We start from the raw sequence: 12,162 nt of genomic DNA, 5'->3' as shown, positions 1-12,162 counted from the left end.
TCACTCTACGGAGCGCACCACGCCTGCCTGACGCCTGTCCTGGTGGTCGAGCCCGCCGGTCGCGCTCGTCGCTCGACCCCGCTCTGGCTCAGCCCTTCGAGCCGCCCGTGGCCTTGCCCTTGAGGCTCTTCTCGCTCACAGGCTCCTGACCGCTCGCACGCAGGGCCCGGTAGTACTCCTGCGCTTCGTCCTGACGCTCCTTCTCGACGCCCGTGGCGATCGTCGCGCGCACGTGCTCCGGACCGTAGCCGAACGCGTCGACGAGGTCCTGCGCGTGCGGTCGCAGGCGAGCGAGCAGCCGGTCGATGTACGACGTGACCGTCCGCGCACGCTGCCCAGAGAGGCGCCCGTTGATGAGGTACCAGGCGAGGTTCTTCTCCACGGCCACGAGACCGAAGAGGTCGCGCACCCACGTGAGCACCTGGCGGGTGCCGGCGTCCTCGATGGTCTCGAGCGCCTTGGTGAACGCCTCCCACTGGACGAGGTCGGCGTGGGCACGTGCCGCCTCGATGAGCTCGTGCTGGTGGTTGTTGAAGAGCTCTGCCGCGTTCGCGCGCGTGAGCTTGGACGCGGGGCGCAGCGCGGTCGCCAGCTCGGCGACCATGCTCTCGACACGGTCGGTGAGCAGCTCGCGCTGGGTGGCCTCCTCCCGGAGGTGACCTGCCGAGCGACGGACCGAGCCGGAGTCGAGGATGCTCTGCGCGATGCGGCTGATCGGCGTCTTGTAGAGGACGCTGTCGGCAGCGCGCTCCACGACGAACCGGGCCATGCCCACGCCGTCGATGCCCTTGAAGTTCGCCGCGTAGTCGGCCAGGAGCCGCTTGCCGACGAGCTGCAGGAGGACCGTGTTGTCGCCCTCGAAGGTCACGTAGATGTCGAGGTCGGCGCGGAGCGAGACGAGCCTGTTCTCGGTGATGAACCCGGCACCGCCGCACGCCTCGCGGGACGTCTGCAGGACGTTCAACGCACGCCAGGTCGAGGTCGGCTTGAGCGTCGCGGCCATGGTCTCGAGGTCTTCGCGAGACTCGGGCGTGTCCATCTCTCCGGAGAACACCGCGCTGAACAGATCGAGCAGGCGCTCGTGCGCGAAGTGGCCCGCGTACGTCTCCGCGAGGAGCGGGAGGAGGCGTCGCTGGTGCTCGCGGTAGTCGAGGAGCACCATCTCCTCGGTCTCGGAGGCGCCGGCGAACTGGCGACGCTGGTTGCCGTAGGTGATGGCGGTGATGAGCCCGGCCTTCGTGGCCACGCCCGCCGCGCCGTCGAGGGAGACACGGCCCTGGACGAGCGAGCCGAGCATCGTGAAGAAGCGGCGTCCGGGGCTGTCGATCGGCGACGTGTAGGTGCCGTCGGCAGCGACCTGGCCGTAGCGGGCGAGCAGGTGCTTGCGGGGGATGCGCACGTGAGTGAAGTGCAGGCGACCGTTGTCGACGCCGACGAGACCGCCCTTGAGACCGTCGTCCTCGCCGCCGACGCCCGGCTTGAAGTCACCCGCGGAACCGTCCTTCGTCGTCTCGCGGATCGGCACGTAGAACGCGTGGACACCGTGGTTGACGCCCTGCGTGATGAGCTGGGCGAACACCGTCGCGGCGGTGCCGTGCTGGCCCGCGTTGCCGAGGTAGTCCTTCCACGCGGCCTTGAACGGCGTGTGGATGACGAACTCTTCGGTCGCCTCGTCGTACGTCGCGGTCGTCCCGATCGACGCGACGTCCGAGCCGTGGCCGATCTCCGTCATGGCGAAGGCACCGGGGACGCTGACGTCCATGGCAGCGGGGAGAAGCTCCTCGTGCTGCTCGGGCGTCCCGAGGTGGAGGATCGCTGCACCGAAGAGCCCCCACTGCACGCCAGCCTTGATCTGCAAGGAGGGGTCCGCGAGGATCAGGTCCTCAGCGCCCGCGAGGTTGCCGCCGGCGTCGTTGCTGCCGCCGAGGTGGACCGGGAAGGCACGGAGCACGTCGGCGTCCGTCGTGAGGAGCTTGAGCTGGTCGAGCACCCGGGCGCGGTGGTCGGCCATGGACAGGCCTTCCTCCTTGGCGAACCGCGGGTCCGCTGCGACAGCACGGCTGTCCCGGCGGATCTGAGCCCAGCGGCCGAGCAGCGCCGTCTCGAGGTAGGCGACGTCGACGTGGTGGTCGGCGCGGTCGGGGGTGAGACCGGTGCGGTTGCCCGAGGGTGCGGTGGTGGAGGGGCGGTCCGAGACGGTGGTCATGCTGACTCCTTTGTACTGGCAAACACACTGGTCGGTTCGGAAGGGAGCTCGGGGGGAGACATCAGGGCTTGCCGCGGGCGAGGACGCCGACCGGCCCGCCCCAGAGCCATGCGGTGACGCGGTCGGTGAGCTCTTCGCGGGTCGGCGCTCCCGGCTCGGTGCGGTTCAGCAACCACCACTCCCCCGACCCTCGGATGAACCCGACAGCACCAGCGCCCCAGGCAGCGGCGTCGACGGCGTCAGCGTTCATCTCCTGGGCGAAGGGGACAGCGACGATCTCGTTCATCGACTCGAGGAACGGCAGCCCGGGGGCCGTGCGCGTGACGAAGTAGTAGACGTTCGGAGAGTGCGCGATCATCTCGAGGTAGACGGCGACCATCGACTCCAGGGCGGCGCGCGGCGTGGTCGCCAGCTGCGCGGCCTCGCTCAGGGCGACGCTCATCTGCTCGACGACAGCCTCGCCGACAGCGAGCTGCAGGCCGGGCTTGTCGACGAAGTAGCGGTAGACGATGGACTTGGACGTCTTGGCGAACGTGGCGATCTCGTCCATGGAGACCTCGGGGCCCATCTGGTGCACGGCCTTGCGGGCAGCACGCACGAGAGCGATGCGTCGGGCAGCGCGGTGGTCGTCCCAGCGCGTGGAGCGACCATCGGTCGCCGGCTGGGGCTGGGGCATCTCGTCCGACCTCGCTGTCGAATCTCCTGTGACTGGACTCACGAAACTGACAGTATCAGGTACTGTGGGTTCTGGACACAGCCGTCCCGGACGATGCTCCGACCACGACGGCCCGCACATCTCGCGAGGAGACCCCGTGGCACTGCCCTCTAGCCCCACACCGCACCAGGTTCCCCCCACCCGCCTGACCGACGCGGTGATCGTCGGCGGGAACCGCATCCCCTTCGCCCGCGCCGGCGGAAAGTACGCGCACGTCAGCAACCAAGACATGTTCACCGCGGCGCTCGAAGGCCTCGTCGCACGGTTCGGTCTGCAGGGTGAGCGGATCGGCGAGGTCGTCGGAGGATCGGTGCTCAAGCACTCCCGCGACTTCAACCTCGTCCGCGAGTGCGTCCTCGGATCGTCGCTCTCCCCGCAGACTCCCGCGTACGACCTCCAGCAGGCCTGCGCGACAGGGCTCGAAGCCGTCATCAGCACGAGCAACAAGATCCGGCTCGGCCAGCTCGACTCCGCGATCGCCGGCGGCACCGACAGCATCTCCGACGCTCCCATCGCCCTGAGCGAGGGACTACGTCGCGCGATCCTCAAGGCGTCGCACGCCAAGACCCTCGGCGCCCGCGTCAAGGCGTTCGCCGCAGTGCGCCCCGCAGACTTCACCCCCGCAGCGCCCAGCACCGGCGAGCCGCGCACCGGCCTGTCGATGGGCGAGCACCAGGCGATCACCACCGCACGCTGGGGCGTGACCCGTGAGGCCCAGGACCAGATCGCGTTCAACAGCCACCACGGCCTCGCCGACGCGTACGACTCCGGGTTCTTCGACGACCTCGTCACCCCGTACAAGGGACTCACGCGCGACCAGAACCTGCGCGCCGACACCACCCTGGAGAAGCTCGGGACGCTCAAGCCGGCGTTCGGCACGTCCCTCAGCGCCCCCGCGACGATGACCGCCGGCAACTCGACACCGCTCACCGACGGCGCATCCGTCGTGCTGCTCGGGTCGCGAGCGTGGGCCGAGGCCCGTGACCTGCCCGTCCTCGCTCGCGTCGTCGACGGAGAGTCCGCCGCGGTGGACTACGTCCACGGCCGCGAGGGGCTCCTCATGGCGCCGGTCCACGCGGTGCCGCGCCTCCTCGCCCGCAACGGCCTCACCTTCGAGGACTTCGACTTCTTCGAGATCCACGAGGCCTTCGCGTCGACCGTCCTGTCGACGCTCGCCGCATGGGCAGACGACGAGTACTGCCGCACCGAGCTCGGCCTCGACGGAGCGTTCGGGACCCTCGACCGGTCGAAGCTCAACGTCCATGGTTCCTCGCTCGCCGCGGGGCACCCGTTCGCAGCCACCGGAGGCCGCATCGTCGCGACCGCCGCGAAGCTCGTCGCCGCGAAGGCGGCCGAGACCGGCCGCGTCTCGCGAGCACTCATCTCTGTCTGCGCCGCCGGAGGTCTGGGCGTCGCAGCCATCATCGAGTCCGCTGCGGCGGGCGCCGAGAGCACGGAAGAGGCAACCAAGTGAGCGACAAGTACATCTCCCTCGTCAACGGCGGCGTCACCGGCAACCTGGCGAAGAAGCTCGGGCTGCCGCGCCCGTCCGTCCTGCGTCGTCAGGTCACGGGCGCCCCGCTCGTCACCGGGCCGGTCCTCGTGCTCGGCGGCACCGTCGGGTCCGGCAAGGATGCTGACGCCGTCGCCCAGATCCTCGTGAGCGGCGAGCTCGGTGACGCCCTCGACGTGCGCCGGTCCGCCGACGGCGCCTCGAGCGTGCGGTGGGGCGCAGTCGTCGTCGTCCTCTCCGAAGCAGTGCACCCCGACGACCTCTCCGCGCCGGTGCGCGAGCTCGGTGGCGTCCTGCGAGCGCTCGCCCCCGGAGCCCGCGTCGTGACGATCTCCCGCGCCGCGCTCGCCGACGATGCCCCGGCTGTCGCGGCCGTGCGTCAGGGCATTGACGGGATCGTCCGGTCTGTCGCGAAGGAGCTGCGCGGAGGCGCGACCGGCAACGGGATCGTGCTCACGTCCGCGACCGACGGCGAGGTCCCCGTGACCGCGCCGTCCGTGCTCGGAGCCCTGCAGTTCTTCCTGTCGGCGAAGTCGGCGTTCGTCGACGGCCAGCTCCTCACGGTGTCCTCGTCCGGCGGGACGACGCCTGCGAGCTGGGACCGCCCGCTCGAGGGCCGTGTCGCGGTCGTCACCGGTGCCGCACGCGGCATCGGTGCTGCCATCGCGACGACGCTCGCGCGCGACGGCGCCAAGGTCGTCGTGGTCGACGTGCCCGCCGCGGGCGAGTCGCTCGCGACGGTCGCCAACCAGATCCGTGGCACCGCGCTCCAGCTCGACATCACGGCACCCGACGCGGGCGCGAAGATCATCGACCACGCCGTGGCGCGTCACGGCGGCATCGACATCGTCGTGCACAACGCCGGGATCACGCGGGACAAGCTGCTCGCCAACATGAAGCCCGAGACGTGGGACTCCGTCCTCGCGGTGAACATCGCGGCGCAGCTGCGGATCAACGAGACGCTCCTCGCCTCACCCGCGTTCGTCGACCAGCCACGCATCGTCTCGCTCGCCTCGACGAGCGGCATCGCCGGCAACCGTGGGCAGACGAACTACGCCGCGTCCAAGGGCGGGGTCATCGGCATGGTCCGGGCGACCGGACCGCTCATGGCGGCGACCGGCGGCGTCGCGAACGCTGTCGCGCCCGGGTTCATCGAGACAGAGATGACTGCACGGATCCCGTTCGCGACGCGCGAGGTGGCCCGACGTCTCAACTCGCTCCAGCAGGCAGGCCTTCCGGTCGACGTCGCTGAGGCCGTCGCGTTCTTCGCGTCGCCGGCCGCCGGGGGGATCAACGGGACCGTGCTGCGCGTCTGCGGCCAGAACCTCGTCGGAGCCTGACACCGTGGCGGACATGAACACCTCCAGCACGAGCGGCGACCGGCCCGCGCACGTCAAGACGCTCCCCGAGGTCCCTGGCCTCGGTGGGCTGTACGTGCGAGCGGTCGTGCCGAGCGCAGAACGGCTGCTCTCGAAGATTCCGGGACTGGGCGGTCTCGACGAGAGCGCCGAGCCCGGACGGTCGACCGTCGTGCTGCCCGACGTGACGTATCGCGTCGCCGACGTCGTCGCGGACCCCGAGCACCTGCTCGCCTACCAGCGACTCTTGGGCGAGCCCACCGACGACCACCTCCCTGCCGGGTTCGTGCACGTCCTCGCCTTCCCCGTGGCGATGGCACTCATGGTCCGTCCGGACTTCCCGCTGCCCGTCGCCGGGATGGTGCACCTCGCCAACGCCGTGCGCGTCTCGCGTCCCGTGCTCGCCGACGAGCACCTCGAGGTCCAGGCGTGGGCCGAGAACGCACGGCCCCACCGCAAGGGGACGCAGGTGGACCTCGTCACCGAGGTCTCTGCGCTCTCCGGAGCAGGGCACGCGCGCGAGGTCGTGTGGCGCGGGGTGTCGACGTATCTCGCGAAGGGTGCGGGGAGCGTCTCGGTCGTCGAGCCGGGTGCGCCGCAGGCGACCGCCAGCGCGGCTCGCGTGGCCGACGCGGAGGCAACCACTGAGCGCTTCCCGACCGCGCAGTGGCAGCTCGACGCCGGCACGGGTCGTCGGTACGCGGCAGTCTCCGGGGACCGGAACCCGATCCACCTCTCCGCACTGACCGCCAAGGCGTTCGGCTTCCCGAAGGCGATCGCGCACGGCATGTACACGGCCGCACGGGCACTGTCGGAGACCGGTGCGGGACAGGCCGGAGCATTCGAGTGGACCGTCGAGTTCGCCAAGCCGGTGCTGCTGCCCGGGAAGGTGGCGGTGGCGATCACGCGGAGCGAGAGCCCCGGTGACGGCTTCACGTATGTCGGCTGGAACGCTCGCAGCGGCAAGGAGCACTTCACAGGGACGGTCACGCCGGGCTAGGTGGTGGCGTCCTCCTCGAGGGCGCACAGAACCGTTCCCTGCTCCGCGCCAGATGCTCAGCACCTGGCGCGGAGCCAGTCGCTCTCCGTCGACGCGAGATCAGCTGCCACGCTCGCTCCCGGACCTTCGACACCTGGGGCGAGCTTGCCGTCGTAGGTGTTCCCGAGGCGGTCCTGGAACGCACCCGTGGTCACCGTGAGGCCTGCTCCGTCCGCCAGCTCGGTGTACGTGTTGCCGGTCGTGAACCCGCGCGTCCGGGAACCGAAGGTCCGTGCCGACGGCTCGCCGTAGAACGCGACCACGACCGCCTCACCGGCGCTCGCCGTCATCAGGCTGTGGCGGACAACGATCGACGGGGTGCGGATCTTGATCGGGCTCCCGGACCCACCGACGAGCACGTCGCCGTCGCCGAGGACCGTGTTGCCGTCGACCGCGAGCTCGCGCACGGTGCCGTCCGGCTCCTCCAGACCCAGCACCAGTCCGTCGGAGAGCAGCGGCGACGCCGCCACGATCATCGCGTCACCGTTCCCACCGGTGTTCAGGGAGACATCGACGACCCACCCGCACAGGTCCGCGTCGGCAAACGGTCGGATCGCAGCCACGCTCGCGTCGACGTAGGCCTCGACCAGAGCCGGGTCGTCGATCGGGAAAGACGGGAGAGTGAGGACAGCGACGTCGCCGTCGCGCTCGACGCTCGGGACCTCGGGACCGTCAGTGCCCAGCGCGTCCTTCTCCCACGAACGCACTTCGTCAGGTGTGCGGAACCGGCTGTGCAGGCCGCCCGCGACGGTCGCCAGGTCGTCGAGCATCGCGTGGACGTCGTCGAGCGAGGTCTCGGCCGTCACGCGCGCGATCGCATCCGCTCGAGCCGCCGTCCAGTCGCCTGAGCCCGCAAGGATGCCGTCGTCCAGAAGCTGGAGCGCCTCTGCGAGATACTCCTGCGAGGAGATCTTGGCGGTGATGTCCGGAGGGGTGACGTCCTCGGGTGTGACGTCCCCACCAGCACAGCCCGCAAGTCCCGGCGCGACGGCCATGACCGCGAGCATGAAGCAGACAGACCTGCGCACCGCGCTCCTCTCCGTGCTCGCTCCTCGTGAAGCAGGCTCTCACACCCGTGTGTGTCCGCTCGCGCCGTGGCTGAGCCACGTCGCGTCGGACGGTCGCCCGACGGGGCCGCTGGGCCGCCCGTCCGCACCGCGCACCGCGCGTGCCGCTGCCACCGCCGCAGCTCGTCCGGACCGTGTCGCCCCGATGGTCGACGCCCCGGCGCCGTAGCCGGCGAGGAAGATCCGACCGTCGCGCGGCACGTGCACACCGTCTGTCGCGATGGCGCCGCCGTGCTCGCGCAGGCGCAAGGGCGAGAGGTGGTCGACGGCCGGGCGGAACCCGGTCGCCCACAGGATCGCGTCCGCGCGGACCTCGGTCTCGCCGCCGGGCGCCGACGCGTCGGGGAAGACGACCCCGTGCTCGGTGATGCGTGTGAACATGCCGCGCGAGACGAGCACCCCGTCGTCGATGCCTTGCTGGTACTCCGGGGTCAGGGGCAGACCGGTCGCGCCGACGACGCTGAGCGTCGGCAGCCCGGCAGCGGTCCGTTCGCGGACGCGGCGCTCGACGTCGATGCCCCACTCGCGGTCGAACACCCGGTCGCCGAAGACGGGCGGGCGACGCGTCGCCCACGTCGTCGTCGCAACCTGCGCGAGCGGCAGGAGGAACTGCACGGCGGACGCGCCGCCCCCGACGACCACGACGTGCTGGCCGCGAAACTCGTCGACCGACCAGAAGTCGTGCGTGTGGAGCTGGCGCCCCTGGAAGAGCTCGCGGCCTGGGTAGTGCGGCCAGTACGGGCGGGTCCACGTGCCGGTCGCGCTGACGATCGTGCGGGTGCGCCACGTCCGCGGTGCTGCGAGCGTGCCCTCGGTCCCTGTGACGAGCAGGGGCGACGCGGGGTCGTCGGTCTCGGGGCGCACCGCGGTCACGGTGACGGGCCGGTGCACCGGGAGGCTGAACGTCTCCTCGTAGGTCCCGTAGTAGCGGGCGACCGCGGCGGACGCGGGCTCGGTCGGGTCCGGAGGCCCGATGGGCAGTCCGGGCAGGTCGTGGATGCCGTGCGCCGCGCCGAGGGTGAGGGACGGCCAGCGATGGCGCCACGCTCCCCCGGGGCCGTCGTTGGCGTCGAGGACGACGAAGTCACGCTCGGGCTCCAGGCCGAGACGCACCAGGTGGTAGGCGGCGGCGAGCCCGGCCTGACCGGCTCCGATGACCACGACGTCGAGCATGCGCACCTCAGATAGTTGATGAGTCAATCATCGGGGGAACGTCAGACTCCGCCAGGACATTCCCGGTCGAGGTCCGCTCGCTCCGACCTCGTGGGTGCCCTCCAGCGTGCGTGAGAAAGTGGGTCCATGGCGACAGACGACCTTCCCGACGACCCCCAGCGCCTCGAGCCCGAGGGATACGTCGAGAACGGCGTGTTCGACGGGACCGACCTGCGGGACGTCGACGCGTCGGGCTCGCGCATCATCGACTCCGAGTTCCGCGACGCCGACCTCTCCGGCACGAACCTCGGCTCCGCCCGGCTCATGGGCTGCACGTTCGACACGGTCAACGCGGACACCCTCGACGTCGCCTCCGGATCGTGGCTCGACGTGACCGTCCGCGCCAGCAGGCTCGGCGGCATCCAGGCCTACTCCGGCGACTGGTCCCGCGTGACGTTCCGCGACGTGAAGATCGACTACCTCAACCTCCGCGACGCGCGCCTGAGCGAGGTCCGCTTCGAGGACTGCGTCATCGGCGAGCTCGACCTCTCCCGTGTCCGGGCAGACGTCGTCGCTTTCCCCGGGACCCGCATCGACCAGCTCACCACGACCGCCACCCACCTCAAGCGCGTGGACCTCAGCGGGGCACGGCTCAGTGCCCTCACGGGCCTCGCCGGCCTCAAAGGAGCGACCATCAGCGAGGACCAGCTGCGCGACCTCGCACCGGCGCTCGCGGCGCACCTCGGCATCGTCGTCGCCGGGTGATCGGGTCTGACTCCCAGCATCCCGGCCGCACAGCAGACTCACCCAAACCACCCAGGAGCCCCTGATGAGTACGTTCCCCACCCTCGCCGTCACCGGCGCCACCGGTGCGCTCGGCGGCCGCGTCGCCCGGAACCTCGCTGAGCGCGACGTCCCGCAACGACTGCTGGTGCGCACCCCCGCGAAGGCTCCGCACCTCCCGCTGTGCACGGTGCACCCGTTCAGCTACAGCGACGAGGACGCCTCACGAGCCGCGCTCGCCGGCGTCGACACCCTGTTCATGGTGTCAGCCCCGGAGAGCCTCGAACGGCTCGACCAGCACCGGTCCTTCGTCGACGCCGCAGCCTCCGCGGGGGTGCAGCACATCGTGTACACGTCGTTCGTCGCAGCGGCGCCCGACGCAGTCTTCACCCTTGCGCGCGACCACCACGCCACCGAAGAGCACATCAAGGCCTCGGGCATGCGGTGGACGTTCCTCCGAGACAGCTTCTACATCGACTTCATGGAAGACCTGGTGGGAGACGACGGAGTCGTCCGCGGGCCGGCCGGCGACGGACGGGTCGCCGTCGTCACGCGCTCGGACGTGGCACGCGCCGCTGCTGCGGTCCTCACGACCCCGGCACCGCACGTCTCCCAGGTCTACGACCTCACCGGCCCGGAGTCGCTCACCCTCGCGGACGTCGCCGCGACCATCGCACGCGTCCGTGGCACCGACGTCCGGTTCCACGACGAGACGATCGACGAGGCCTACAGGTCGCGCGCCGGCTTCGACGCACCCGGGTGGCAGCTCGACGCATGGGTGAGCACCTACACGGCCATCGCCAGCAACGACATGGCTGCCGTCAGCACCGCTGTCGAGACCCTCACCGGGCGTGCACCCCAGTCTCTCGAGACGTATCTCACGCAGAACCCGCGGTAGCGCGGACCGTCAGCGCGTGCGTCGCGGCTCGGCGTGGGGCACGCAGCGGTGCCGAGTCGTCGACCCGAGCGCGTCGCCGACGTCGTCGAGCAAAAAAGGAGGTGGCCGACGGGACTGGTCGGCTACGGTCATCCCGCCGCACAGCCCGGGTGACGCACCCGGCCGGCACCGATCGAGAGAGGCAGCATGCACGCCGAGTTCCCCGTCCCCCTCCCGGGCGCAAAAGCGCCGACGCTCATGTGGGCGCACCCGCACGACGTCGACCAGCAGGCGCTCCAGCAGCTGCGCACCATCGCAGCGCTGCCGTGGGTCGAGGGCGTCCGCGTCATGCCAGACGTCCACCTCGGAAAGGGGGCGACCGTCGGATCCGTCATCGCGATGCGTGACGCCGTGTCGCCCAACGCCGTCGGCGTGGACATCGGCTGCGGCATGATCGGCGTCCGGACCTCGCTCACGGCGTCCGACCTGCCCGACGACCTCGGCCCGCTCCGCTCGGCGTTCGAGCGTGCTGTTCCGGTCGGCTTCCACTCGCACGGCTCGGCCGTCGACGTCAGCCGGCTCCGGCCCGTGCGCTCCGGCCCGGCGAGCGCCGCGTTCGTCTCGGGCACGGCCTCGCTGTGGGGCCGGTTCTCGACGCTCCACGGCGGGGTGCAGCAGCTCGAGGCGCGGGCACGCAAGCAGCTGGGGACGCTCGGCGGCGGCAACCACTTCATCGAGCTGTGCACCGACCAGGACGACCAGGTGTGGCTGCAGCTGCACTCCGGGTCGCGGAACATCGGCAAGGAGCTCGCGGAGCGCCACGTGTCGATCGCGAAGGGTCTGGACCACAACCTCACGCTGCCGGACAGGGACCTGGCCGTGTTCCTCGCGGGGACCCCGCAGATGGATGCGTACCTCACGGACCTGCGGTGGGCGCAGGAGTACGCGGCACGCTCGCGTGCGGTGATGATGGCGCTCGTCGTCGACGAGGTCCGGAAGGCCTTCGCCGGCGTGGTCGTGGAGTTCGACGAGGCGGTCAACGTCCACCACAACTACGTGGCGGTCGAGCAGATCGGCGGTGCGGAGCTCATCGTCACCCGCAAGGGTGCGATCCGGGCGGGGCTCGGCGACCTCGGGCTCATCCCCGGGTCGATGGGGACAGGCTCGTACATCGTGCGGGGGCTCGGGAACGACGCGTCGTTCCAGTCCGCGTCGCACGGCGCGGGCCGACGGATGTCCCGGACACGGGCGAAGAAGGAGTTCACGACGGACGACCTCGCGGCACAGACGTCAGGCGTCGAGTGCCGCAAGGACGCCGGCGTGGTCGACGAGATCCCCGCTGCCTACAAGGACCTCGACGCGGTCATCGCAGCGCAGTCTGACCTCGTCGAGGTGGTGGCGCGGCTTCGCACTCTCCTGTGCGTGAAGGGGTGAGCCGCGCCGGACGCCGCG

The 12,162-nt window shown here is 70.8% G+C and carries 10 protein-coding genes; 6 read left to right on the top strand and 4 right to left on the bottom strand.

All coding sequences use genetic code 11. From position 1 onward, the window contains the following. Positions 1-88: 88 nt before the first annotated feature. On the bottom strand, positions 89-2,206 hold the full coding sequence (locus ATL42_RS14820; RefSeq protein ID WP_098456018.1) for an acyl-CoA dehydrogenase family protein: 2,118 nt from the start codon (positions 2,204-2,206) through the stop codon (positions 89-91). A 61-nt stretch (positions 2,207-2,267) separates the two neighbouring features. Next, entirely contained in the window at positions 2,268-2,882 is a 615-nt protein-coding gene (locus ATL42_RS14815; RefSeq protein WP_098456017.1) for a TetR/AcrR family transcriptional regulator, read from the bottom strand. Between the two features lie 136 nt (positions 2,883-3,018). Here ATL42_RS14815 and ATL42_RS14810 point away from each other — a divergent pair, with 136 nt between their 5' ends. From ATL42_RS14810 to ATL42_RS14800, 3 genes are read left to right on the top strand one after another with little or no spacing between them, the layout of a single operon-like run. Next, positions 3,019-4,395 carry an acetyl-CoA C-acetyltransferase gene (locus ATL42_RS14810; protein ID WP_245862609.1) on the top strand — a complete coding sequence of 459 codons (1,377 nt, stop codon included), beginning with the start codon at positions 3,019-3,021 and terminating at the stop codon, positions 4,393-4,395. Further along, a complete protein-coding gene (locus tag ATL42_RS14805) occupies positions 4,392-5,774 on the top strand; it encodes a 3-oxoacyl-ACP reductase (protein WP_098456016.1) in 1,383 nt (460 codons plus the stop codon). The genes ATL42_RS14810 and ATL42_RS14805 overlap by 4 nt, the downstream gene beginning before the upstream one ends. Positions 5,775-5,787: 13 nt before the next feature. Then, a complete protein-coding gene (locus ATL42_RS14800) occupies positions 5,788-6,792 on the top strand; it encodes a MaoC family dehydratase (protein ID WP_098456610.1) in 1,005 nt (334 codons plus the stop codon). A gap of 56 nt (positions 6,793-6,848) precedes the next feature. Here the strand turns inward: ATL42_RS14800 and ATL42_RS14795 are convergent, their stop codons facing one another. Together ATL42_RS14795 and ATL42_RS14790 are read right to left on the bottom strand one after the other, a co-directional pair. Next, positions 6,849-7,859 carry a S41 family peptidase gene (locus ATL42_RS14795; protein WP_098456015.1) on the bottom strand — a complete coding sequence of 337 codons (1,011 nt, stop codon included), beginning with the start codon at positions 7,857-7,859 and terminating at the stop codon, positions 6,849-6,851. A 39-nt stretch (positions 7,860-7,898) separates the two neighbouring features. Then, on the bottom strand, positions 7,899-9,071 hold the full coding sequence (locus ATL42_RS14790) for an FAD-dependent oxidoreductase (protein ID WP_098456014.1): 1,173 nt from the start codon (positions 9,069-9,071) through the stop codon (positions 7,899-7,901). 126 nt (positions 9,072-9,197) lie between these two features. Here ATL42_RS14790 and ATL42_RS14785 point away from each other — a divergent pair, with 126 nt between their 5' ends. The 3 genes from ATL42_RS14785 (at position 9,198) to ATL42_RS14775 (ending at position 12,144) form a co-directional block, all read left to right on the top strand. Further along, complete coding sequence (locus tag ATL42_RS14785; protein WP_098456013.1) at positions 9,198-9,815, top strand: pentapeptide repeat-containing protein; 618 nt, start codon at positions 9,198-9,200, stop codon at positions 9,813-9,815. Between the two features lie 64 nt (positions 9,816-9,879). Then, positions 9,880-10,731 (top strand): SDR family oxidoreductase, encoded by an 852-nt coding sequence (locus tag ATL42_RS14780; protein WP_098456012.1) that lies wholly within the window; start codon positions 9,880-9,882, stop codon positions 10,729-10,731. A gap of 186 nt (positions 10,732-10,917) precedes the next feature. Next, positions 10,918-12,144 carry an RtcB family protein gene (locus tag ATL42_RS14775; RefSeq protein WP_098456011.1) on the top strand — a complete coding sequence of 409 codons (1,227 nt, stop codon included), beginning with the start codon at positions 10,918-10,920 and terminating at the stop codon, positions 12,142-12,144. Positions 12,145-12,162: the final 18 nt, after the last annotated feature.

The organism is Sanguibacter antarcticus (assembly GCF_002564005.1).
GTDB classification, from domain to species: Bacteria; Actinomycetota; Actinomycetes; order Actinomycetales; family Cellulomonadaceae; genus Sanguibacter; species Sanguibacter antarcticus.
The sequence above is the reverse complement of the archived record's forward strand: the minus strand, read 5'-3'. Positions and strand labels throughout refer to the sequence as shown.

Coding starts and splice junctions, on each gene's coding strand:
- ATL42_RS14780 (WP_098456012.1), top strand. CDS start 9,880: ATGAGTACGTTCCCCACCCTCGCCGTCACCGGCGCCACCGGTGCGCTC.
- ATL42_RS14820 (WP_098456018.1), bottom strand. CDS start 2,206: ATGACCACCGTCTCGGACCGCCCCTCCACCACCGCACCCTCGGGCAAC.
- ATL42_RS14790 (WP_098456014.1), bottom strand. CDS start 9,071: ATGCTCGACGTCGTGGTCATCGGAGCCGGTCAGGCCGGGCTCGCCGCC.
- ATL42_RS14785 (WP_098456013.1), top strand. CDS start 9,198: ATGGCGACAGACGACCTTCCCGACGACCCCCAGCGCCTCGAGCCCGAG.
- ATL42_RS14800 (WP_098456610.1), top strand. CDS start 5,788: ATGAACACCTCCAGCACGAGCGGCGACCGGCCCGCGCACGTCAAGACG.
- ATL42_RS14775 (WP_098456011.1), top strand. CDS start 10,918: ATGCACGCCGAGTTCCCCGTCCCCCTCCCGGGCGCAAAAGCGCCGACG.
- ATL42_RS14815 (WP_098456017.1), bottom strand. CDS start 2,882: ATGCCCCAGCCCCAGCCGGCGACCGATGGTCGCTCCACGCGCTGGGAC.